This is a genomic window from Burkholderia pyrrocinia (genome assembly GCF_018417535.1).
Classification (GTDB): Bacteria; Pseudomonadota; Gammaproteobacteria; order Burkholderiales; family Burkholderiaceae; genus Burkholderia; species Burkholderia pyrrocinia_E.
Genome location: NZ_CP070977.1, coordinates 1,720,310 through 1,742,740, shown reverse-complemented (window position 1 = coordinate 1,742,740; position 22,431 = coordinate 1,720,310). Strand labels below are relative to the sequence as shown.

19 protein-coding genes are annotated in these 22,431 nt (G+C 67.3%); 16 read left to right on the top strand and 3 right to left on the bottom strand.

Translation table 11 applies throughout. The features are described from left to right. Window positions 1-272: 272 nt before the first annotated feature. The gene (locus JYG32_RS08140) at window positions 273-920 is read right to left on the bottom strand and encodes a TetR/AcrR family transcriptional regulator (RefSeq protein ID WP_174380497.1); all 648 of its coding nucleotides are present in this window, start codon (window positions 918-920) and stop codon (window positions 273-275) included. A gap of 259 nt (window positions 921-1,179) precedes the next feature. Here JYG32_RS08140 and JYG32_RS08135 point away from each other — a divergent pair, with 259 nt between their 5' ends. From JYG32_RS08135 to JYG32_RS08090, 10 genes are all read left to right on the top strand, one after another. Beyond that, a complete protein-coding gene (locus JYG32_RS08135) occupies window positions 1,180-1,983 on the top strand; it encodes an SDR family NAD(P)-dependent oxidoreductase (protein ID WP_213265249.1) in 804 nt (267 codons plus the stop codon). 38 nt (window positions 1,984-2,021) lie between these two features. Beyond that, window positions 2,022-3,143 carry a DUF5938 domain-containing protein gene (locus JYG32_RS08130; protein WP_213265248.1) on the top strand — a complete coding sequence of 374 codons (1,122 nt, stop codon included), beginning with the start codon at window positions 2,022-2,024 and terminating at the stop codon, window positions 3,141-3,143. A gap of 27 nt (window positions 3,144-3,170) precedes the next feature. Continuing rightward, window positions 3,171-4,712: an AMP-binding protein gene (locus JYG32_RS08125; protein WP_213265247.1), complete on the top strand. Its 1,542-nt coding sequence runs from the start codon at window positions 3,171-3,173 to the stop codon at window positions 4,710-4,712. Window positions 4,713-4,791: 79 nt separating this feature from the next. After that, window positions 4,792-5,667 carry a transporter gene (locus tag JYG32_RS08120; protein ID WP_213265246.1) on the top strand — a complete coding sequence of 292 codons (876 nt, stop codon included), beginning with the start codon at window positions 4,792-4,794 and terminating at the stop codon, window positions 5,665-5,667. Window positions 5,668-5,686: 19 nt separating this feature from the next. Then, on the top strand, window positions 5,687-6,871 hold the full coding sequence (locus JYG32_RS08115) for a lipid-transfer protein (RefSeq protein WP_213265245.1): 1,185 nt from the start codon (window positions 5,687-5,689) through the stop codon (window positions 6,869-6,871). An 847-nt stretch (window positions 6,872-7,718) separates the two neighbouring features. After that, window positions 7,719-8,951 (top strand): 3-methyl-2-oxobutanoate dehydrogenase (2-methylpropanoyl-transferring) subunit alpha, encoded by a 1,233-nt coding sequence (locus JYG32_RS08110; protein ID WP_174380510.1) that lies wholly within the window; start codon window positions 7,719-7,721, stop codon window positions 8,949-8,951. A gap of 2 nt (window positions 8,952-8,953) precedes the next feature. Continuing rightward, window positions 8,954-9,994: an alpha-ketoacid dehydrogenase subunit beta gene (locus JYG32_RS08105; RefSeq protein ID WP_174380511.1), complete on the top strand. Its 1,041-nt coding sequence runs from the start codon at window positions 8,954-8,956 to the stop codon at window positions 9,992-9,994. A gap of 1 nt (window position 9,995) precedes the next feature. After that, window positions 9,996-11,330 carry a dihydrolipoamide acetyltransferase family protein gene (locus JYG32_RS08100; protein WP_213265244.1) on the top strand — a complete coding sequence of 445 codons (1,335 nt, stop codon included), beginning with the start codon at window positions 9,996-9,998 and terminating at the stop codon, window positions 11,328-11,330. A 5-nt stretch (window positions 11,331-11,335) separates the two neighbouring features. Further along, window positions 11,336-12,727, top strand: coding sequence for a dihydrolipoyl dehydrogenase (gene lpdA / locus JYG32_RS08095; RefSeq protein WP_174380513.1), 1,392 nt, complete (start codon window positions 11,336-11,338; stop codon window positions 12,725-12,727). 232 nt (window positions 12,728-12,959) lie between these two features. Beyond that, window positions 12,960-13,589, top strand: a complete 630-nt coding sequence (locus tag JYG32_RS08090) for an NAD-dependent epimerase/dehydratase family protein (protein ID WP_174380514.1) — start codon at window positions 12,960-12,962, stop codon at window positions 13,587-13,589. A gap of 48 nt (window positions 13,590-13,637) precedes the next feature. Here JYG32_RS08090 and JYG32_RS08085 read toward each other — a convergent pair whose 3' ends face one another. Then, a complete protein-coding gene (locus JYG32_RS08085; protein WP_213265243.1) occupies window positions 13,638-14,555 on the bottom strand; it encodes a LysR family transcriptional regulator in 918 nt (305 codons plus the stop codon). 129 nt (window positions 14,556-14,684) lie between these two features. On the opposite strand from JYG32_RS08085, the gene speB reads away from it, so the two are divergent. The 5 genes from speB (at window position 14,685) to JYG32_RS08060 (ending at window position 19,883) form a co-directional block, all read left to right on the top strand. Continuing rightward, window positions 14,685-15,653: an agmatinase gene (gene speB / locus JYG32_RS08080; RefSeq protein ID WP_213265242.1), complete on the top strand. Its 969-nt coding sequence runs from the start codon at window positions 14,685-14,687 to the stop codon at window positions 15,651-15,653. Further along, a complete protein-coding gene (locus tag JYG32_RS08075; protein ID WP_213265241.1) occupies window positions 15,646-16,110 on the top strand; it encodes a GNAT family N-acetyltransferase in 465 nt (154 codons plus the stop codon). Before speB ends, JYG32_RS08075 begins: the two co-directional genes overlap by 8 nt. Window positions 16,111-16,239: 129 nt before the next feature. Continuing rightward, complete coding sequence (locus JYG32_RS08070; protein ID WP_213265240.1) at window positions 16,240-16,917, top strand: SOS response-associated peptidase family protein; 678 nt, start codon at window positions 16,240-16,242, stop codon at window positions 16,915-16,917. A gap of 303 nt (window positions 16,918-17,220) precedes the next feature. Next, on the top strand, window positions 17,221-18,651 hold the full coding sequence (locus JYG32_RS08065) for a purine-cytosine permease family protein (protein ID WP_174380520.1): 1,431 nt from the start codon (window positions 17,221-17,223) through the stop codon (window positions 18,649-18,651). 161 nt (window positions 18,652-18,812) lie between these two features. Continuing rightward, window positions 18,813-19,883, top strand: coding sequence for a porin (locus JYG32_RS08060; RefSeq protein ID WP_213265239.1), 1,071 nt, complete (start codon window positions 18,813-18,815; stop codon window positions 19,881-19,883). 58 nt (window positions 19,884-19,941) lie between these two features. Here the strand turns inward: JYG32_RS08060 and JYG32_RS08055 are convergent, their stop codons facing one another. Next, entirely contained in the window at window positions 19,942-20,898 is a 957-nt protein-coding gene (locus JYG32_RS08055) for a LysR family transcriptional regulator (protein ID WP_174380522.1), read from the bottom strand. A gap of 193 nt (window positions 20,899-21,091) precedes the next feature. On the opposite strand from JYG32_RS08055, the gene JYG32_RS08050 reads away from it, so the two are divergent. Then, on the top strand, window positions 21,092-22,402 hold the full coding sequence (locus JYG32_RS08050; protein WP_213265238.1) for an MFS transporter: 1,311 nt from the start codon (window positions 21,092-21,094) through the stop codon (window positions 22,400-22,402). Window positions 22,403-22,431: the final 29 nt, after the last annotated feature.

Below are 22,431 nucleotides of genomic sequence, written 5' to 3'. Positions count from 1 at the left end.
TCGCGGGAGCGGGGTGGCCGGAGGGGCAGGTTGACGGAGCGACGGCGCCGGCATCGCTTCCCGGCGATCGGGCGAAGCTTGACCGCGTCGAAAGCCCCGCGCGGACGAGACCGGCTTCGAAAGAAGCAGTGTGACGAAGACTCGGCGTCTCGACCGGCTTGCCGGTTCGAGTCCGGTCCCCGCAATGCTTGCGACGACCCGGCCGCGCGGGCTGGCGGCGCCGGCATCGGAACGACAACGCAGCGCCTGGTGAAACGTTGCCGCCGCGCGCTTCAGACCAACCGGGGCAGCAGCGTGCGCACTTCGTCGAGCAGGTGCGCAATCGCGTCGGGATCGTTCGACACGTGCAGCAGCAGGTGTTTCTGGAACAGGCCGTCGAGCAGCGCATAGGCGGCGCCCGGCGTGATCGACGGCTGCCCGCCGCCCAGTTCCGCATAGCGCGTGACGACGCGCCAGACCATTTCCTCGAGGCTCTTGTCGATCTCGTTCACCACGTCGCGGAACGCGTCCTCGAACAGGGCCTGGGCGCGCAGGTCGTACCAGAGGCAGTGCATTTGCGGCTCGTCGCGGATCGTTTCCGCGAGCTTGTCGAGAAAGCCGTTCGTCAGATCTTCGCGCGACTGCGCGGCGGCCGTCACGACGTCGTAACGCGTCGCGCACTGCGCCTTGAAATGCCGGATGCTGCAGCGGATCAGGTCGAGCTTGTCCTCGAAGTAGTAATGCAGCACCGCGTGCGTGAACTCGGACTTCTGCGCGATCTCGCGCAGGCTGGTCTTCGCGTATCCCAGCTCCGCCAGCGTCTTCAACGCGGCTTCCGCGAGCTCGACGCGGCGCGCTTCGTACTTGTCCACCGGGTCGCGCCGCTGGCGCGGCGATCGTTGCTTCGTCCCGGCGGGCGCGGTGTCGGGCTGCTTCGTCATCCTGCTGCTGTCTCCGTCGATCGTTGATGCCGTGCGGCGCCGCACGCAAGCGCGGGCCCTTGTCGGCAGGCGAATCCATTGTGCAAAGCAGCGAAACGACTGTCAAGAGAAAACTGGGCGATCGTTCAAATAAGTCTTGACATGTGGAAAAATAAATCTAACCATTCGTTAAAAATTATCTTTCCAGTTGGTTAGATGTTGTCGGCTCCGGTGACCGTCCGGTCGTCGTCCGGCGCAACTTTGAGGCGTGGAGGGAGACATGGCGAATGGCAGGCTGGACGGGCGCAAAGCCCTGGTAACGGGCGGCGCGCGCGGTATCGGCGCCGCGGTGGCGCAGGCGCTCGCGCAGGCGGGCGCGGCGGTGATGATCGGCGACGTGCTGGCCGATCTGGCCGCCCAGACGGCGCGCGGCATCGCACAGACCGGTGCCCGCGCAGGCACGGTGGCGCTCGACGTCAGCGACGACGCGCAGTGGGCGCGCGCCGTCGGCTCGGTGGTCGACGAGCTGGGCGGCTTCGACATCCTGATCAACAACGCGGGCGTCGAGATCACGTCGCTGGTCGCCGACCTGCAGACGGCGGACCTCCGCCGGATGTGCGACATCAACATCGTCGGCGTGGGCCTCGGGCTCAAGCATGCGTTCCGGGCGATGCGGCCGGGCGGCGCGGCCGGGCGCGGCGGCGCGATCGTCAACGTTTCGTCGGTGGCCGCGACGATCGCCTTTCCCGCGATTGCCGGCTACTCGGCCACCAAGTCGGCGGTCGACCGCCTGACCCGCGTGGCCGCGATGGAGGCAGGCAAGCTCGGCTACGGCATCCGCGTCAACTGCGTCTATCCCGGCCTCACGCCGACCGAGATGGGGATGAAGCTCGCGACCGATATCGTCACGAACCGGCTGGCGCCGGACGTCGAGGGCGCGGTGGCTGCCGTCGTCGAGCAGACCCCGCTCGGCCGCCTGGCGACGGTCGACGAGATCGCCGACGCGATCGTCTTCCTGTGTTCCGACGATGCCCGCTTCATCACCGGCGCCGGCATGCCGGTCGACGGCGGCATGGGCATGTAACGCGGCGTCCGGGCCGAATTTTTCTGGAGGGAGGAAACATGAGCGAGAAGAAGCCCGTGGTCGTCTACGGCGTGTCGGGTTATACCGGCCGCCTCGTATGCGAATACCTGCGCGAGTACAACATTCCGTTCATCGCGGCGGGGCGCGACCGGAAGCGGATCGAGGCGGTCGTCGAGCGGATTCCCGGCATCGAGACCGCGGACTACGAGATCGCCGAGGTCGAGCATTCGGTCGGCGCGCTGACCGAGCTGTTCAAGGGCGCGAAATTCGTCAGCAACATGGTCGGGCCGTTCATCAAGTACGGGCCCGAGGTCGTCGAGGCCTGCCTCGCGGCGGGCTGCCACTACTCCGACACGACGGGCGAACAGGACTGGGTGCTGCTCGCGAAGGAACGCTGGGGCAACGCGTTCGCGAAGCGGGACCTGCTGCTCGCGCCGAACCTCGCTCAGATGTATACGACCGGGGAAATCGCGGCCAACCTGTGCCTCGAGACGCCCGGCCTCGACACGCTCGACATCCTGGTGCTGTGGAAAGGCTTTCCGACCTACGCGTCGACCCAGACGATCTTCACGATCCTGAAGGCGACCTGGTATTACCTCGAACAGAACCGGTACGTCGCGTGGGAGCCCACCGCGCACGCGGAAGTGCTGGTGCCCGGGCAGCACGAAACGGCGATCGCGGTGCCGTGGGGCGGCACCGCGCATCCGGTGTGGTTCAAGGACGATCCGCGCGTGGCGAACTGCCGCGCGGTCGGCGGCGTGATGGCGCGCGCGGTGATGGAGGGCGTGCGCAAGACCACGCAGATGTTCGACGAGCAGATCCGTCCGCTGCCGCCGGACCAGCAGGAAGCCGCGCTTGCCGAGATCGCCAGCGGCATGCAGGCGAGCATGCCGCCGCGCGAGAATCCGCGCGTCAACACGACGGTCGATTCGGTCCATGCGTCGGGGCCGCTCGGTCGAGCGCATTGCGTGATCCACGGCGTCTGCAACTACAAGCAGACCGGCCTGCTGCAGGCATACGCGGCGTTTTCGCTGCTGCAGGCGCCGCCGCGCCGGGTCGGTTTCGCCTCCGGCTGCCAGGCGTTCGGTCATCACGCGCTGCTCGGCCAGTTGCGCAGCTTCGGCCTCGTGATGAAGCCCGTCCTGACCGTGCAGGACTGACGCGCGGCGCTTACCTGGAGAATCGTCATGCGCTTGACCCGTTATCTCGACAAGGGCGCGTCGCTCGGCGCCGACCGGCCGTGTCTCGTCGCCGACGACGAGACGCTCACCTACGCGCAGGTGCAGCGCCTCACCTATCGCGTGGCGCGCGGCCTCGAGCGGGCGGGCATCGCCGCCGGCGACAAGGTGGCGATCCTGTCGGGCAACGATCCGGTCGCGTTCGCGTGCGTGTTCGGCATTGCGCGGGCGGGCAATGTCTGGTGCCCGATCAATCCGCGCAACGAGGTTGCCGAGAACCGCTTCGTGCTCGCGTCGTTCGACTGCCGCGCGCTGCTGTTTCACAGCGCGTACGCGGACATGGTGCAAAAGATGCTGCCCGACCTTCCCGGGCTGCATGTCGTAGTTTGCGTGGACGCGACGCTGCCGTTCGCGCAGCGTCTCGACGACTGGCTGGGCGACCTGCCGGACACGGCGTTCGAACGCGAGCCGGTTAACGATGTCGCGATGCTGCCGGGCACGGGCGGCACGACCGGCGTGCCGAAGGGCGTGATGCTGTCGGAGCGCAACCTGGAGACGATGACGGCGCTCACGCTGATGAGCTATCCGTTCGACGGCAGGCCGGTCTACCTGGCGTTCGCGCCGCTCACGCACGCGGCCGGCGTGCTGTGCCTGCCGATCATGACGCTCGGCGGCAGGATCGTCGTGATGCGCCATCCCGACATCGGCGCGTTCCTCGCGTCGATCGAGCGCGAACGGGTCACGCACACGTTCCTGCCGCCGACGGTGATCTACATGCTGCTCGATCACCCGCAGTTGCCGTCGACGCGCGTCGATTCGCTGCAGTGCTTCTGGTATGGCGCCGCGCCGATCTCGGTCGAGCGCCTCGCCGAGGCGCTCGAGCGGATCGGCCCGATGGCCCAGCTATTCGGCCAGACCGAGGCGCCGATGATGGTGTCGACGCTTGCGCCCGCCGATCATTACCGTCCGGACGGTTCGCTTGCAGTCGAGCGACTGTCGTCCGCGGGCCGACCGACGCCGCTCGTCGAGGTCGGCATCATGGACGAGCGGGGGCGCCTGCTGCCGACGGGCGCGCGCGGCGAGATCGTCCTGCGCGGCTCGCTGGTCATGAAGGGTTACTACGAGAATCCCGACGCGACGGCCGAGGCGTCGGCCTTCGGCTGGCATCACACGGGCGACATCGGGTATCTCGACGCGGACAATTTCCTGTTCATCGTCGATCGCGCGAAGGACATGATCATCACCGGCGGATTCAACGTCTACTCGATCGAAGTCGAGCAGGCGCTGCTCGCGCATCCCGATGTGCGCGACTGCGCGGTGATCGGCCTGCCCGACGACAAGTGGGGCGAGCGCGTGGTCGCGGTCGTGCAGCCCCGGGACGGCAGGCGGATCGATGCGGCGGCGCTGGCCGCGTTCGTGAAGGCGCGGATCGGCAGCGTGAAGGCGCCGAAGCAGATCGAGGTGTGGAGCGACCTGCCGCGCTCGAAGGTCGGCAAGGTGTCGAAGCCGGACGTGAAGGCGAGGTTGCGCGGCGACGCGTCGATCGGGTAGGGCGAGCATGGCCGGCCATCACGGGAATTCGTTCTTCTCGTGCATGAATAATAGGTGTACTGAATAAAAGGACGGAGACATGAAGGAAAAACTGATGCGGCCTGCCGCGATGGCGGGCGCCCTGCTGGCCATCTCGACCTCGGCGTCGGCGATCGACATCTACCCGGGGGACTACACGATCGTGCCTCCCGGCACGACGCTTGCGCTCGGCTATCTCGGCTATACGCCGAGCAGCGACTTCCGGCTCGACGGGGGCGGCAAGGTGCCGGATTCGAGTCTTGACCAGGCCGTCGGCATTGCTCGGGTGCTGCACTACACGCAGATCGGCGGGATGCCGGTGGCGTTCCAGGCATTCCTGCCGTTCGCGAAGCTGACCGACGTCAAGGTTGGCGGAAGTCCGCTGCCGACCAACAACGGGCTCGGCGACCTCACGTTCGGCGTGACCGCGTTCTTCGTGAACCGCCCCGATCCGCAGTACGGCACGGTCGTCGGTTTGACCGCGTACTTCTCCGTGCCGACCGGGAAATACGATTACGGCCGGGTCGGCGCCGGTGCCGGCACCGTGGTGTTCACGCCGCAACTCGGCGTGATCCAGGGGCTGGGGCGCAACCTGTTCCTCGACGCCGCGCTGGACGTGGCAGCCCAGCCGGGGCACGACGACGCGGGGCACCGCATCTCGGTGCGGCCGTCCGTCGAGCTGCAAACCTACCTGCGCTACCAGTTCGCGCCGGCCACGTCGGTGTCGTTCGGCTATGCCGGAACCTTCGGCGGCAAGCAGTACGTCGACGACGCCTATACTGGCCAGAAGACGAGTTCGAACCAGTTGCGGCTGTTCGCCAGCCACATGCTGACGCCGACCTGGCAGGTGTCGGGGATGCTCGGCAAGGCGCTGTCGGGCGACGGCGGCTTCAAGAACAGCTACAGCGTCCAGTTGCGCGTGATGAAGATCTTCTGAATCCACGAAGGAGCACAGCATGAGCCGTCGAGTCAACGTGATCGGTGTCGGGATGATCCCGTTCACGAAGCCGGGCGCGAGCCCGCAGTATCACCGGATGGCAACCGAAGCCGCGCGGATCGCGCTCGGCGACGCCGGCATCGCGTACGACGCGATCGAGCAGGTCTACGCGGGCTATGTCTATGGCGATTCCACGTGCGGACAGCGCGCCGTCTACGAGATCGGCATGACGGGCGTGCCTGTCATCAACGTCAACAACAACTGCTCCACGGGCTCGACAGCGCTTTGGCTCGCCCGGCAGGCGATCGAGAGCGGCGCGGCCGAGTGCGTGCTGGCGCTCGGTTTCGAGCAGATGGAACGGGGCGCGCTCACGACGAAGTTCGACGATCGCGCGTCGCCGCTCGAACGGCATCTGCAGGTCGCCGACGCGGTGCAGGGCGAGACATCCGCGCCGCTCGCGGTGCGGATGTTCGGCGGCGCGGGGCGGGAATACATCGAACGCTACGGTGCCCGGCGGGAAACGTTCGGGATGATTTCGGTGAAGGCGCGGGAGCACGCCGCCCGCAATCCGTACGCGCTGTTTCGCGAGCCGGTGGATCTGGCGCAAGTGATGAACTCGGACGCGGTATTCGATCCGCTCACCCGGTTCCAGTGCTGTCCGCCGACCTGTGGTGCCGGTTGCGCGGTGCTCTGTTCGGACGAGTTCGCGAAACGTCACGGTCATGCGCGGTCCGTCTATATCGCCGCGCAGGCGATGACCACCGATTACCCGAGCAGTTTCGCGCCCGCGTCGATGATCCGGATGGTCGGCTACGACATGTCCGCGGCGGCGGCCCGGCAGGTATACGAGTCGGCGGGCATCGGCCCGGACGAGCTCGACGTCGTCGAACTGCACGACTGCTTCACGAGCAACGAACTGATCAGCTATGAGGCGCTCGGGCTGTGCCCGGAAGGCGGCGCGGAAAAGTTTGTCCGCGACCGCGCCAATACGTATGGCGGCAAGGTCGTCACCAATCCGTCGGGCGGCCTGCTGTCGAAAGGCCATCCGCTCGGCGCGACCGGGCTCGCGCAATGTGCGGAACTGGTCTGGCAACTGCGCGGCGATGCGGGGGCAAGACAGGTCGACGGCGCGCGCGTGGCGTTGCAGCACAACATCGGGCTGGGCGGCGCGTGCGTCGTGACGCTGTATCGTCGCGGCGACTGAGCGTGTCGTGCGGCACGACGGGATAGCGTTGCGCGTGCGGCTTGCGTCATGGACCGTCGACGCGATCGCCGGGTAACCGCGTTGCAGGGCCGGACCGATGGTAGAATGCGCTCCGCCCTCTTGCCGGGGTGATGAAATTGGTAAACATAGCGGACTTAAACGATTGAGTGCCCGGCCGGAAACGGTCGGTGCAGAACCCTTCAAATTCGGCGAAACCCCTGATGCGCGCATCGAGGCAACGCCGAGCCAAGCCTCGCGGCACCCGCGAGGAAGGTGTAGAGACTAGACGGGGGGCGCCTAAGGCGCACGGGCAGCGGTTACGCCCGCGCGCGACGGTGAAGGCATAGTCCAGCGCACGAACGGCATCGCCCACGCGATGCCGGCTTCGAAAGAAGCAGTGTGACGAAAATCCGCCGCCTTAATTGGCTTGCCGGTTCAAGTCCGGTCCCCGGCACCACATGATTGTCCGATGCGGTCAGAGGCACAGAGACCCCGCAAAAATCCGAGATTTTGCGGGGTTTTTTGTTTTGTACCCTCAGACGAAATCCGGCTGGATTTACCCACACCCATCTCCCGTCCGGCCGGCGATCCCGACGGGCCCGGCAACGCGTCTCCGCACACCCGGCAACGTTTTGCCGCGGCGCGCATGCGGGCCGCCGGGCCGCGCATGACATGCCATGGCAAATATGCTCACCGCGATCGAGCGGGTTGGTCATCGACGGCCGGCGTACCATTGCATAGATTCCCAAAGTTGGCGTGCTTATCCGCGCGCCAGCCCGCGCGCAGGCCGGCAACCGGCCGCGCGTTCCTATCAGCGTGAGACACAATCGAGCGTGGAGACGACACGATGAGCCTGTCAGAGCCATTGCGTCTGCATGTGCCGGAGCCCACCGGGCGCCCGGGCTGCAAGACGGACTTTTCCTATCTGCATCTATCGCCGGCCGGCGCGGTCCGCCGCCCGCCGATCGACGTTGCCGCGGCGGACACCGCCCATCTCGCCCGCAGCCTCGTGCGCGTGCTCGACGACCACGGCGAAGCCCTCGGCCCGTGGGCGCCGGACCTCGACGATGCGCGCCTGATCGCCGGGCTGCGCGCGATGCTCAAGACCCGCATTTTCGACGCGCGCATGATGATCGCGCAGCGCCAGAAGAAAATCTCGTTCTACATGCTGAGCCTCGGCGAAGAGGCGATCGGCACCGCGCACGCGATGGCGCTGCGCGACGGCGACATGTGCTTCCCGACCTACCGGCAGCAGAGCATCCTGATCGCGCGCGACGTGCCGCTCGAGCGGATGATCTGCCAGCTCATGTCGAACGAAGGCGACCCGCTGAAAGGACGCCAGCTCCCGGTGATGTACTCGGACCGCGACGCGGGCTTTTTCTCGATCTCCGGCAATCTCGCGACGCAGTTCATCCAGGCAGTCGGCTGGGCGATGGCGTCGGCGATCAAGGGCGACACGAAGATCGCGTCCGCGTGGATCGGCGACGGCGCGACGGCCGAAGCCGACTTCCACACCGCGCTTACGTTTGCACACGTGTACCGCGCGCCGGTCGTGCTGAACGTCGTCAACAACCAGTGGGCGATCTCGACGTTCCAGGCGATCGCGGGCGGCGAAGGCACGACGTTCGCGGGGCGCGGCGTCGGCTGCGGGATCGCGTCGCTGCGCGTCGACGGCAACGACTTCCTCGCGATCTACGCGGCGTCGAGCTGGGCCGCCGAACGCGCGCGCCGCAATCTCGGCCCGACGCTGATCGAGTGGGTGACCTATCGCGCGGGTGCGCATTCGACGTCGGACGATCCGACCAAGTATCGGCCAAGCGACGACTGGTCCCATTTCCCGCTCGGCGATCCGATCGCCCGCTTCAAGCAGCACCTGATCGCGAAAGGCATCTGGTCGGACAGCGCGCAAGAAGCGCTGACGGCCGAGCTCGAAGCCGAGGTAATCGCCGCGCAGAAGGAAGCGGAGAAATACGGGACGCTGGCCGACGACCGGATTCCGTCGCCGGCCTCGATGTTCGACGACGTGTACAAGGAGCTGCCCGCGCACCTGCGCCGTCAGCGCCAGGAACTGGGAGCGTGATCATGGCACAAGACGATGCAGGCACGGCGACACAGCCGATGACGATGATCCAGGCGCTGCGCTCCGCGATGGACGTGATGCTCGGGCGCGACAGCGACGTGGTCGTGTTCGGGCAGGACGTCGGCTATTTCGGCGGCGTGTTCCGCTGTACCGAAGGACTGCAGAACAAATACGGCAAGTCGCGCGTGTTCGATGCGCCGATCTCGGAAGGCGGGATCGTCGGCGCGGCGGTGGGGATGGGCGCGTACGGGCTGCGCCCGGTGTGCGAGATCCAGTTCGCCGACTATTTCTACCCGGCCTCCGACCAGATCGTGTCGGAAGGCGCGCGGCTGCGCTATCGCTCGGCCGGCCAGTTCACCGCGCCGCTGACGATCCGGATGCCGTGCGGCGGCGGCATCTACGGCGGCCAGACGCACAGCCAGAGCCCGGAGGCGATGTTCACGCAGGTGTGCGGGCTGCGCACGGTGATGCCGTCGAATCCGTACGACGCGAAAGGGCTGCTGATCGCGTCGATCGAGAACGACGACCCGGTGATCTTCCTCGAACCGAAACGGCTGTACAACGGGCCGTTCGACGGCCATCACGAACGGCCCGTCACGTCGTGGCTCAAGCATCCGGCGAGCGCCGTGCCCGAGGGCTACTACACGGTGCCGCTCGATACGGCCGCCGTGGTGCGGCCCGGCAGCGACGTGACGGTGCTGACGTACGGCACGACGGTGCACGTGTCGCTCGCCGCGGCCGAGGAGACGGGCATCGACGCGGAAGTGATCGACCTGCGCACGCTGTGGCCGCTCGACCTCGACACGATCGTCGCGTCGGTGCGCAAGACCGGCCGCTGCGTCGTCGTGCACGAGGCAACGCGCACCTGCGGTTATGGCGCGGAACTGGTGTCGCTGGTTCAGGAACATTGCTTCTACCACCTCGAGGCGCCGATCGAGCGCACGACGGGCTGGGATACGCCGTATCCGCATGCGCAGGAATGGGCGTACTTTCCGGGCCCGGCCCGGGTCGGCGAAGCGTTGCGACGCGTGATGGAGGCGTGAGATGGGGATTCATGTCATCAAGATGCCGGATATCGGCGAAGGGATCGCCGAGGTCGAGCTGGTGGCCTGGCATGTGGAAGTCGGACAGACGATCAAGGAAGACCAGCCGCTCGCCGACGTGATGACCGACAAGGCGGCGGTCGAGATTCCGTCGCCGGTGTCGGGCAAGGTGCTGGAACTCGGCGGCCGGATCGGCGAGATGATGGCGGTCGGCAGCGAGCTGATTCGTCTCGAGGTCGAAGGCGACGGCAACCTGAAGGCGGGTGCGCCGGCGCGCGACGCGAAGGCGGAAGCGGCGCCGGTTCAGACGGCGGTGGCGGCAAAGCCAGCGCCGGTGGCCGATGTGCCGGCTGCAGCGCCTGCGGCTTCTACGACGCCGGGTCATGCGGCGAGCCGCGCGCCCGCGGAGCCGCGTCGTGCGGAACATGCGGCGCAGCCGCGCGCCGCGCTCGCGCCGGGCGAACGGCCGCTCGCGTCGCCGGCCGTGCGTCAGCGCGCGTGGGACATGGGCATCGAGCTGCGCTATGTGCGCGGCACGGGCGAAGCCGGGCGGATCATGCATGCGGATCTCGATGCGTATGCGCGCACGGGCAGCGGCGCGGCGCGTGGGTCGCAAGCGCACGGCTACGACGAACGCAACGACGAAACCGAAGTGCCGGTGATCGGCCTGCGGCGCGCGATCGCGCGCAAGATGCAGGAAGCGAAGCGCCGCATTCCGCACTTCAGCTACGTCGAGGAAATCGACGTCACCGAACTCGAATCGTTGCGCGCGGACCTGAACCGCCGCTACGGCGATGCGCGCGGCCGGCTCACGCCGCTGCCGCTGCTGATCCGCGCGATGGTGATCGCGTTGCGCGACTTCCCGCAGATCAACGCGCGCTTCGACGACGAAGCGGGCGTCGTCACGCGCTACGGCGCGGTGCACATGGGTGTCGCGACGCAGACCGACAGCGGCCTCACGGTGCCCGTGCTGCGTCATGCGGAGGCGCGCGACGTGTGGTCGATCTCCGCCGAAATCGCGCGGCTCGCCGATGCGGTGCGCGCGAACCGCGCGCAGCGCGACGAGTTGAGCGGTTCGACGATCACGATCTCGAGCCTCGGTGCGCTCGGCGGCATCGTGTCGACGCCGGTCATCAATCATCCCGAGGTCGGCATCGTCGGCGTGAACCGGATCGTCGAGCGGCCGATGATCCGCGATGGCGCGGTCGTCGCGCGCAAGATGATGAACCTGTCGTCGTCGTTCGACCATCGCGTCGTCGACGGCGCGGACGCGGCCGAATTCATCCAGGCCGTGCGCGGGGTGCTCGAGCGCCCGGCATTGCTGTTCGTGGAGTGAGCGCGATGAAAAACGAACACACCACGCTGCTCGTGATCGGCGGCGGCCCGGGCGGCTACGTCGCCGCGATCCGCGCCGGCCAGCTCGGCATTCCGACCGTGCTGGTCGAGCGCGACCGGCTCGGCGGCACCTGCCTGAATATCGGCTGCATTCCGTCGAAGGCGCTGATCCACGTGGCCGACGCATTCGAACAGGCCTGCGGCCAGGCCGGCGAAGCGGCGCTCGGGATTCGCGTGCGCACACCCGAGATCGACATCGCGCAAAGCGTCGCGTGGAAGGACGGCATTGTCGACCGGCTGACGCGCGGCGTCGGCGCGCTGCTCAAGAAGAACGGCGTGCGCGTGCTGCACGGCGACGCGCGCGTGATCGACGGCAAGACCGTCGAAGTCGTCGCCGGCGGCCACGCGGTGCATATCGGTTGCGAACACCTGTTGCTCGCGACCGGTTCCGAACCGGTCGAGCTGCCGTCGATGCCGTTCGGCGGGCATGTCGTGTCGTCCACCGAGGCGCTGTCGCCCACGACGTTGCCGAAACGGCTGGTCGTCGTGGGGGCCGGGTATATCGGGCTCGAGCTCGGGATCGTCTATCGCAAGCTCGGCGTCGAGGTCAGCATCGTCGAAGCGGCGGAGCGCGTGTTGCCCGCGTACGATGCCGAACTCGCGAGGCCGGTCGCCGACTCGCTCGCGCGGCTCGGCGTCGGGCTGTGGCTCGGCCACAAGGTGCTCGGGCTCGCGGAGCACGGCGCAGTGCGCGTGCAGGCGGCCGATGGCGCGGAACGGACGCTGCCGGCCGATTGCGTGCTGGTCGCGGTCGGCCGCCGACCGCGGGTCGACGGCTTCGGGCTCGAAACGCTGCTGCTCGATCGCAACGACCGTGCGCTGCGGATCGACGACGAATGCCGGACGTCGATGCGCAACGTCTGGGCGATCGGCGACGTCGCCGGCGAGCCGATGCTCGCGCATCGCGCGATGGCGCAGGGCGAAATGGTGGCCGAGCTGATCGCCGGCCGGCGCCGCAAGTTCATGCCCGCGTCGATCCCGGCCGTATGTTTCACCGATCCCGAGATCGTGACGGCCGGCTGGTCGCCGGACGACGCACGCGCGGCCGGCGTCGATTGTCTGAGCGCGTCGTTCCCGTTCGCGGCGAACGGGCGCGCGATGACGCTGCAGGCAACCGACGGCTTCGTGCGCGTCGTCGCGCGGCGCGACAACCACCTGATCGTCGGCTGGCAGGCGGTTGGGCGCGGCGTGTCGGAGCTGGCCGCGGCGTTCTCGCAGTCGCTGGAGATGGGCGCGCGGCTGGAAGACATCGGCGGCACGATCCACGCGCATCCGACGCTGGGTGAAGCGCTGCAGGAAGCGGCATTGCGTGCGTTGGGGCACGCGTTGCATGTTTGACGCGTGACCGTCAAACGGAGCCGCCGGTGCGCAACGCGCGTATCGGCGGCGTTCCGGTTACTGCATCGGCGCCGCATGACGCGACCGATTCGAGACAGCTAACGAGTGCGGTCTGTAATTTTTCGAGATGCAGGAAGGTTGTCGGCGCCACGTTGGCCGACCATCATGTCGATAGCCGGAAACCGGGCCGCTCCCGGCCCGCCAACGCAGGCTCCACACGGAAGAACCGGACATGAAACTGCTGCTCGTCGGCGCGACCGGACTCGTCGGACGCCACGTCCTCGAAGTCGCGCTTGCCGATGCGCGGGTCGATCACGTGGTCGTCCTCGCGCGCCGGCCGTTGTCGCCGCATCCGAAGATGCGCGCACTGGAGGTCGACTTCGATCATCTGCCCGGCACGGCCGACTGGTGGCAGGCCGATGCGGTGATCTGCACGCTCGGCACCACGATGCGGACCGCCGGCTCGCAGGCGGCATTCCGGCGCGTCGATCATGACTATCCGCTCGCGGTCGCGCGGCTCGCGCACCGGCACGGCACGCCGGCCTACGTCCTGAATTCGGCGCTCGGCGCGGATCCGGCGTCGCGCATCTTCTACAACCGCGTCAAGGGCGAGGTCGAGCAGGCGCTCGCCGGCGTCGGGTTCGCGTCGCTCACTTATGTGCGGCCGGGCCTGATCGGCGGCAGCCGCGACGAATTCAGGCTCGGCGAGCGGTTGCTGGTGCTTGCGTTGAACGCCGCCCAACCCGTGTTGCCGGCGAAGTGGCGCGTGAATCCTGCGTCACGGATTGCGCGCGCACTGGTCGACGCCGCGATCGATGCGCGGCCGGGCGTGCAGGTCGTCGCATCGGATCGGCTCGTCTGAAGCGGCGCGCGCGGCGAACCGTCGGTGCCGCCGCGCGGCACGCATCGGCTATGGGCCCGCGAAACCGTCGAGCCCGCCGAACTGTTCGGCGAGCGCCGCCGTGAATGCATCCAGCGCTTCGCTGCGGTCGCAGTTCCTCGGCGTCGCGAGCTGGAATTCGACCGTGTGGCTCAGCTTGCTCGCGAGCAGCCTGCGCATCTTCCCGGCAGCGACCCACGGCGCCGCGACGTGGTCGGGCAGGAAGCCGACATGCGCGCCGGACAGGATGAAGATCACGTCGGCATCGACGTTTTCCGAGAACGCGGTCGGCTGCGCGTTGCGCCGCGCCGCGCCCGACGTGTTCGTCTTGTAGAGCCGCGCGACGTTGCTCGCGCGCGCGATGTCGTTGACCGATACGGTCCTTTTCGCAAACAGCGGATGGCGGGCGCCGCAATGCAGCGACTGGTGTTCGACGAATAGCGGCGCGTAGTGCAGGCCGGCCTGGTGGCCGGAAAAGTAGCCGATCGCGAGCTGCAGTTCGCCTTTCAGCAACCTGCGCTCCAGCTCGTCGGGCGGTATCGCGACCATCTCGATCAGCACGTCCGGCGCCTGTTCGCGAAAGCGGCCGACGGCCGCCGCGATCGATTCGACGATGTCCGGCGCGAGCCGCTCGGACAGGCCGATGCGCAGCTCGCCGAGCAACGTGCCCGCTACGTGCTGCGTATCGCGCGTGAACACGTCCATCGCCTGCAGGAGCCGCCGCGTCGACTGCAGCACGCGTTCGCCCTTCGGCGTCAGCCGGAACCCGCTTTTGCCGCGGTCGCACAGCCGGAACCCGAGTCGCGTCTCGAGCTTGGCCATCTGCGTGCTGATCGTCGAAGGCGCCATCCCGAGCGTGCCCTGCGCGGCGCTGAAGCCGCCGCTTTCGACGATCGTCAGGAATAGACGCAGCAACTGCAAATCCATGTCTCTCAGTCGGGTCAGCATGGCGATACATCGCGTTTCGTGAAGTCGGCTTATGTTAGTTCATATTTTTCGTTGGATGCCGTGACGGCAGAATCGGGCCCGAGGTCGCCAGCCGCGCGGCCGTGTCCCCCTTCAGACAGGAATCCGACGATGAGCCACAACGATCTCGCGTTCACGCGCGACAGCCTCTACGGCACGCAGGCCGAACCGACCTTCGCGGGCGCGACGAGCTTCATGCGCCGGCGTTTCAGCCGCGACCTCGACGGCGTCGACCTCGCGATCACCGGTGTGCCGTTCGATGCCGCCGCATCGCACCGGCCGGGCACGCGCTTCGGCCCGCGCGGGTTGCGGATCGCGTCGACGGGCATCGCGTGGGAGCGCCCGTGGCCGTGGGCATTCGATCCGTTCGACGTGCTGGCCGCGGTCGACTATGGCGATTGCGCGTTCGATCTCGGGCAACCGGAATCGGTGCCGGGCGCGATCGAGCGTCATGCCGATGCGATCCTCGCGCGCGGCTGCGCGATGCTGACGCTCGGCGGCGATCACTTCATCACGTATCCGCTGCTCAAGGCGCATGCGAAGGTGCACGGGCCGCTGTCGCTCGTGCATTTCGACGCGCATACCGACACGTGGCCCGACCGCGACGCGAAGCGCATCGATCACGGGACGATGTTCTACCACGCGGCGCGGGAAGGGTGGGTCGTGCCCGAACGGTCGGCGCAGATCGGCATCCGGACGACCAACGACGCGCCGATGGGATTCGACATCCAGGATGCGCGCCGCGTGCATGCGTCGACGCCTGCCGCGGTTGCCGCGCGCATTCGCGAACGCGTCGGCGATCATCCCGTGTACCTGACGTTCGACATCGACTGTCTCGATCCGGCGTTCGCGCCGGGCACCGGCACGCCGGTCTCGGGCGGGCTGTCGAGCCATCAGGCGTTCGAGATCCTGCGTCACCTGGAAGGCATCAACCTGGTCGGCATGGATGTGGTCGAAGTGTCGCCGCCGTACGATCATGCGGAAATCACGTCGCTGGCCGGCGCGACGATCGCGCTGGAACTGATCTGCCTGTATGCATCGCGCCGGCGGCAAAAAAAGGAAGATTCGATCGATGGCTGACATCACCTGGCGCAAGGCCGTTCCCGACGACGCGGCCGCATGCATCGCACTGCGCGGCAAGACCCGCGAGAACGTGTTCACCGAAGCGCAACTGCGCGAATTGGGCATCACCGCCGAAAGCTGGGGCGACGGGATACGCGACGGCCTGTTCTCCGGTCACGTCTGCTGCGCGAACGGCCGCATGGTCGGCTACTGCTTCGGCGACACCGCTTCGGGCGAGATCGTCGTGCTCGCGATCCTGCCCGAGCACGAGGGGGCGGGGATCGGCAAGCGGCTGCTGCGGCATGTGATCGACGATTTCGCGGCGAACGGCTTCACGTTGCTTTTTCTCGGCTGCTCGACCGATCCCGCGTCGCGTTCGTATGGTTTCTACCGCCATCTCGGCTGGATACCGACCGGAAAGCTCGACGACGCCGGCGACGAAATCCTGACGCTGCGGATCGGGCCGCGCGCATGACGGGATGCACCGGCCGGATCCCGGCGCATCGGCGATTCGTAAAACTGTTTCGTCATACAAAGTAATAGCGCGATCGCGACACGCGCGCTGACCTACGATGGAGACATTGCTTCCATCGTCCGCAGAACCGTGTGCACCCACTACCGCGCCCCCGGTGAAGACCCGGGCATCAGCGAGCTGAAGATCGGCATCGGCGATCTGTACCGCCGTGCCCCGTGGGCACCCGACGTGTATCCCGACTACGCGGCGCCGATCGCGCGCGCCGACAGCGACGGCCTTGCGGTCGTTGCGGCCGTGTTCGGCTTCTGGCCGAAATTCATGCAGCCCGAGCGGGTCGACGAGCACGGCCGCAAAAGCAAGAAGCTCGATACGGTGAACGCGCGCGCGGAAACGGTCGGCTCGTCGCGGCTCTACGGTAATGCTTGGCGCAACGGCCAGCGCTGCCTGATTCCGGCGTGCTGGATCTTCGAGCCGTGTTACGAGACCGGCCGCAACGTCTGGCACCGGATCGGCGTCGACGGCTGGCAACCGTATTGCGTCGCCGGCATCTGGCGGCGCTACGAAGGCGACGAAGGCCGCGAACGCATCGGCATGGCGATGCTCACCGTGAACGCCGACGATCATCCGGTGTTCGCGCGCATGCATCGGCCCGGCGACGAGAAGCGGGGCGTCGTGATCCTGCGCCGCGACGATTACGACGAATGGCTGCACGCGCGCGACATCGAAGCCGCGCGGCGCATGCTGAACCTGCTCCCCGCCGGCGCCATGACGGCCGCGCCCGATCAGGCACCGCCCGCCAGCGCCTGACCTTTCATTTTTCCAACGCTTGACCGGCGGCAAAACCGGTCGGACGCGTCCCGATTATTCGGACAGTTTCGAAAATTGGCCGATTCCGGGTAATCACCGATATCTCGCAAGTTGTATATACAAGATCATCCGCTGGCAATGTCGGCACACGTCGTGCCGCTTGCGCGCCAGCGTGCAAACCGTGCGTGCGTGGCGCATGCCGGCGATCCACGGCGCCCCGCACCCGAAGAGCCGAAAGGGCGGCTCGCAGATTCCTGTCTTGTTCAAACCATTTGCGGTCCTGAGTATTTTGGAGATTTCCCCGTGTCAACGAATCCCAGTGGAAAAGCCGGCGGCCTGATCGAGGTACGCTCGATCGACTTCATTCCCGACGCCGAGCGCCACGGCGGCCTGCTGAGCCAGTTCACGCTGTGGCTGTCGGCGAACATGCAGATCACGGCCATCGTCACGGGCGCGCTCGCGGTCGTGCTCGGCGGCGACGTGTTCTGGTCGCTGGTCGCGCTGCTGCTCGGCCAGCTCGTCGGCGGCGCGGTGATGGCGCTGCACGGCGCGCAAGGGCCGCAGCTCGGGCTGCCGCAGATGATCTCGAGCCGCGTGCAGTTCGGCGTGTATGGCGCGATGATCCCGATCGTGCTCGTGTGCCTGATGTATATCGGCTTTTCCGCAAGCGGCTCGGTGCTGGCCGGGCAGGCCGTCGCGCAACTGCTGCACGTCGACGACGCGGCCGGCATCCTGCTGTTCGCCGCCGTGATCGTCGTGCTGACCGTGTTCGGCTATCGCGCGATCCACTTCGTCGGCCGGATCGCGAGCGTGGTCGGCATCGTCGCGTTCGTCTACATGTTCTCGCAACTGTTCGCGAACCACGACGTCGGCGCGCTGCTCGCGAACAAGCATTTCTCGCTCGCGAGCTTCCTGCTGTCGATGTCGCTGTCCGCGTCGTGGCAGATCGCGTTCGGCCCGTACGTCGCCGACTATTCGCGCTACCTGCCGCGCTCGACGTCGTCGGTCGCGACGTTTCTCGCGGTCGGCCTGGGCTCGGTGATCGGCGCGCAGGCGGCGATGGTGTTCGGCGTGTTCGCGGCCGCGCTGGCCGGCAGCCAGTTCGCGCACCATGAAGTGGCGTATATCGTCGGCCTCGGTTCGACGGGCGCCGTGGCCGCGTTGCTGTACTTCAGCATCGCGTTCGGCAAGGTGACGGTGACGGCACTCAACGCGTACGGCAGCTTCATGTCGATGGCGACGATCGTCAGCGGTTTTCGCGGCAAGGGTGCCGTGTCGTCGAAGAGCCGCCTCGTGTACATCTTCGGGATGATCTGCGTGTCGACGCTGATCGCGCTCGCGGGCCGCCATTCGTTCCTGAAGGAATTCACCGCGTTCATCCTGTTCCTGCTCGCGTTCTTCACGCCGTGGAGCGCGATCAACCTGGTCGACTACTACTGCTTCACGCGCTCGCGCTACGACGTGCCGGCTCTGTCCGATCCGGATGGCCGCTACGGTCGCTGGAACGTGATGGCGATCACGATCTACGTGGTCGGCATCCTGGTGCAGTTGCCGTTCATGTCGACGCACATCTACACCGGTCCTCTCGTCGACGCGCTCGGCGGCACCGACATCTCGTGGATCCTCGGCCTGATCGTGCCGGCCGTGCTGTATTACATCTGCGCGCGCGCGTCGCGGCGCAGCATCCCCGAGCGCCTGATCCTGCCGCTCGAACGCGGCGAAGTTCACCACTGACGGCGCGTCTCGCGCATCGGGCCGGCCGGTTGCCGGCCTGAGCTTTGCGTCGAGCCGGGCGCTGCCTGCGCCGGGCGCTCCTGCACATCCCCTTTCCCGCGATGCCGGTGCGGCGTGACCGCTGCGCCCGGCGTCGTTTCATTCTCTTGCCATTGAATAGTATGACTAAACAACTGAACGCCCGCGGCAGCGATTCCCGGGTACGGCCGGTGCACGCCGGTCTTCGCATGACGGTGGCGGCCGCGTGCCTCGCCGGGTCGGGGGCTGCGCTCGCGCAGGACGGCGTCACGCTGTACGGCGTGATCGACGAATTCGCGCAGTACGTGAATACGGGCAACGGCTATACGGCGGCGATCGGCTCGGGCGGGCAGTGGGGCAGCCGGTTCGGGCTGAAGGGCGGCGAGGATATCGGCGGCGGGCAGAAAATCGAGTTCGCGCTGGAAAACGGTTTCAACCCGAACGACGGCTCGCTGGCGAGTTCGGGCAGCATGTTCAACCGGCAGGCATGGGTCGGCATCGCGGGGCAGTGGGGCAAGGTGCGCGCGGGCCGGCAGAATTCGCCGCTGTTCAACGACCAGGGCGGGCAGGATGCGTTCGGCGGCGTCACGCAGGCGTCCGGCATGGACAACCTGACCGTGTTCGCGTTCCGCACGAGCAATACGCTGTCGTACCAGAGCCCGGAGATCGCCGGTTTCCAGGGCGGGCTGTACTTCGGGTTCGGCGATGCGGGCGGCGTGCGCTCGGCAGGCTCCAGCCAGCAGTTCGACCTGACCTACGAACACGGGCCGTTCGCGGCGTTCGTCGCGGGCCAGTGGCTGAAGAACGCGACGGCGACCACGACCGATCGCACGATCATGGCCGGTGCATCGTACGCGATCGGCAAGGCCACCGTGTACGGCGGTTTCTCCGCGGTGAAGTGGGCCGACTTCGGGATCGATTCGCGCGTGTACGGGCTGTCGGTCAAATACCAGTTCAACCCGGCGAACTATGTCGCGCTCGGTTACGCGTATCTGCACGACCAGTCGTCGCAGGGCAACAACGCGGACCAGCTCGGGCTGATGTACGAGTACGACCTGTCGAAGCGCACGAGCTTCTACGGTGCGCTGTCGTACCTGCGCAACCGCAACCAGGCCGGCTACACGCTCGCCGGCGCGGCGAATCCCGGCCTGCCGCTCGCGTATCCGGGCGCGAATGCGCGCGGCGTGCAGCTCGGCATCGTGCATCGCTTCTGACGTTGTCGACGCGCCGGGCCGCATGCGCCCGGCGCTTTCTCCGGGCGCGTTCGCGCCGTTACTTCCCCAGCCGTTCCGCCAGCGAATAGCGCTGCATGCAGCGCTCCATCGCGTCGAGAAACGCGTGCTCGGCCGCGTTCATCTTGCGGTCGCGATGCCACAGCAGGAACACGTCGACGTCGACGAGCCCGTCGTCGGGCGGCAGCCGCCACAGCCGCTGCTGCGCGATGTCGTCGCGCACGATGTGCTCGGGCAGGCAACCGATCCCGTAGCCCGCGAAGATCAGCCGCCGCACTTCCTCGAGGCTCGGCGACGACGCGACGATGCGCCCCGTGAAGCCCTTCTGGTCGCGGAACACGGTGAGCGGCGACAGGCTGTCGCCGATCTGGTCGCTCGTGAACGACACGAAATTCTCCGCGAGCAGATCGTCCATCCGCAGTTGCGTCTGCCCGAACAGCCGGTGATGGCGGCCGCAGTAGATCGCATAGCGCTGGCGCAGGAAGCAGCGCATCTCCAGCTTGTCGTGCGGCGTGCGGCACAGGCCGAGCCCGGCCGTGGCCGTCTTCTGCAGCAGCGACGACAGGATGTCCGACGAGCGCATCACCTCGATCTGCAGGTCGATGCGCGGATACGCGCGATGAAACTCCGCGAGGAATTCGTCGTAGACAGGCGATTCGATGCGGCTCACCGTCAGCAACCGGATCGAACCGGTGAGGTCGGCCGTGCTGTCGTCGATTTCCGTTTCGAGGCGCGAGATGCCGCCGTAGATGTCGCTCGCGATCCGGTACACGGCTTCGCCGGCCGGCGTGGGTGCGAAGTGCGCGCCGCGCCGCTCGATCAGCCGGCGTTCGAGGGTGTCCTCGAGCCGCCGCAATGCCTGGCTCACGGCCGGCTGCGTCACGTGCAGGCGCGCGGCCGCGCGGCTCACGCTGCGCTCCTGGATGATCACCAGGTAGGTACGCAGCAGGTTCCAGTCGAGACGGTCGTTCAGGAACGGGGCGAGGTCGGGGCGCATCGGGTCTCCGGGCGAGGCGTCGGGGTGGGCATTAGTTAAATTTATATGGCGAATAATAACTTGAGATTTGACTAATGATTTGCGGTCGCCGATAAAGGAGCGGTGCCGCAGCGTGCGGCGCGAGGCCGCGACAGACGGCCGTCACCACGATATTGCGTGTCGCCCTGCAACGCGGCGCGCGTCAGGAGCCCGCATGACCCAGTCCCTTCCTTCCGCCCGCCAGCCGGGACGCGCCGCTACGGCCGCGTTCATCGGCACGATGATCGAGTGGTACGACTTCTACATCTACGCGACCGCCGCCGCGCTCGTGTTCGGCGAACTCTATTTCCCGTCGCACGACTCGTTCGTCAGCACGATGGCGTCGTTCGCGACGTTCGCGGTCGGCTTCTTCGCGCGGCCGCTCGGCGGTGTCATCTTCGGCCATCTCGGCGATCGTATCGGCCGCAAGAAGGCGCTGATGACGACGCTGATGATGATGGGCGTCGCGACTGTCTGTGTCGGCCTGCTGCCCGATTACTCGAAGGTCGGCATGCTCGCGCCGGTGCTGCTCGTCGTGCTGCGCGTCGTGCAGGGGATCGCGGTCGGCGGCGAATGGGGCGGCGCGGTGCTGATGGCGGGCGAGCACGCGCCGCAGGGGCGCCGCACGTTCTTCGCGTCGTTCGCGCAGCTCGGCAGCCCGGCCGGGCTGATCTTGTCGCTGATCGCGTTCCGCGCGGTCACGTCGATGGACAAGGCCGACTTCCTCGCGTGGGGCTGGCGCCTGCCGTTTCTCGCGAGCGCGGTGCTGCTCGTGGTCGGCATCCTGATCCGGCTCGGCGTGAACGAGTCGCCGGAATTCGCGCGCGTGAAGGAAGCGAACCGCACGGTGAAGCTGCCGGTCGCCGAAGTGTTCCGTTCCGCGTCGGGGCTCGTGGCCCTCTGCATCGGCGCGAATACGATCGGGATCGCGGGCGTCTATTTCACCAACACGTTCATGATCGCGTACACCACGCAGTACGTCGGCGTATCGCGTTCGCTGATCCTCGACAGCCTGTTCGCGGTCGCGATCATCCAGTTCGTCGCGCAGCCGATCGCCGCATGGATCGCCGAGCGGATCGGCGGCGCGCGCTTCCTGAAGCTCGCGGCGCTGCTCGCGATGCTGTCGCCGTATCCGATGTTCATGCTCGTGCAGGGCGGCACGTCCGCGTCGCTCGTCGCGGGCATCGCGCTCGCGGTCGTGTGCATGGCTGGTTTCTATTCGGTGATCGCGGGCTTCGTGAGCGACGTGTTTCCCGCGCACGTGCGTTATTCGGCGATCTCGCTCGCTTATCAAATCTGCGGCGCGATCGCGGGCGGCTTGACGCCGCTCGTCGGCACGTGGCTCGCGCATCGCTTCACGGGCCAATGGTGGCCGCTCGCGGTGTTCTACTCGTGTCTCGCGGGCATCTCGCTGCTCTGCATCGTCGCGCTCGACGCACGCCGGGCGGCCCAGCCGGCCGCTGCAGAAGCGCTCGGCTCGCATTGAACCTCGACGAACGAATTCATCTGGAGTGC

What these genes read in the sequence shown, in the direction of transcription:
- JYG32_RS08140 (WP_174380497.1), bottom strand. Translation starts at nt 920, where the DNA reads ATGACGAAGCAGCCCGACACCGCGCCCGCCGGGACGAAGCAACGATCG.
- JYG32_RS08135 (WP_213265249.1), top strand. Translation starts at nt 1,180, where the DNA reads ATGGCGAATGGCAGGCTGGACGGGCGCAAAGCCCTGGTAACGGGCGGC.
- JYG32_RS08130 (WP_213265248.1), top strand. Translation starts at nt 2,022, where the DNA reads ATGAGCGAGAAGAAGCCCGTGGTCGTCTACGGCGTGTCGGGTTATACC.
- JYG32_RS08125 (WP_213265247.1), top strand. Translation starts at nt 3,171, where the DNA reads ATGCGCTTGACCCGTTATCTCGACAAGGGCGCGTCGCTCGGCGCCGAC.
- JYG32_RS08120 (WP_213265246.1), top strand. Translation starts at nt 4,792, where the DNA reads ATGAAGGAAAAACTGATGCGGCCTGCCGCGATGGCGGGCGCCCTGCTG.
- JYG32_RS08115 (WP_213265245.1), top strand. Translation starts at nt 5,687, where the DNA reads ATGAGCCGTCGAGTCAACGTGATCGGTGTCGGGATGATCCCGTTCACG.
- JYG32_RS08110 (WP_174380510.1), top strand. Translation starts at nt 7,719, where the DNA reads ATGAGCCTGTCAGAGCCATTGCGTCTGCATGTGCCGGAGCCCACCGGG.
- JYG32_RS08105 (WP_174380511.1), top strand. Translation starts at nt 8,954, where the DNA reads ATGGCACAAGACGATGCAGGCACGGCGACACAGCCGATGACGATGATC.
- JYG32_RS08100 (WP_213265244.1), top strand. Translation starts at nt 9,996, where the DNA reads ATGGGGATTCATGTCATCAAGATGCCGGATATCGGCGAAGGGATCGCC.
- lpdA (WP_174380513.1), top strand. Translation starts at nt 11,336, where the DNA reads ATGAAAAACGAACACACCACGCTGCTCGTGATCGGCGGCGGCCCGGGC.
- JYG32_RS08090 (WP_174380514.1), top strand. Translation starts at nt 12,960, where the DNA reads ATGAAACTGCTGCTCGTCGGCGCGACCGGACTCGTCGGACGCCACGTC.
- JYG32_RS08085 (WP_213265243.1), bottom strand. Translation starts at nt 14,555, where the DNA reads ATGCTGACCCGACTGAGAGACATGGATTTGCAGTTGCTGCGTCTATTC.
- speB (WP_213265242.1), top strand. Translation starts at nt 14,685, where the DNA reads ATGAGCCACAACGATCTCGCGTTCACGCGCGACAGCCTCTACGGCACG.
- JYG32_RS08075 (WP_213265241.1), top strand. Translation starts at nt 15,646, where the DNA reads ATGGCTGACATCACCTGGCGCAAGGCCGTTCCCGACGACGCGGCCGCA.
- JYG32_RS08060 (WP_213265239.1), top strand. Translation starts at nt 18,813, where the DNA reads ATGACTAAACAACTGAACGCCCGCGGCAGCGATTCCCGGGTACGGCCG.
- JYG32_RS08055 (WP_174380522.1), bottom strand. Translation starts at nt 20,898, where the DNA reads ATGCGCCCCGACCTCGCCCCGTTCCTGAACGACCGTCTCGACTGGAAC.
- JYG32_RS08050 (WP_213265238.1), top strand. Translation starts at nt 21,092, where the DNA reads ATGACCCAGTCCCTTCCTTCCGCCCGCCAGCCGGGACGCGCCGCTACG.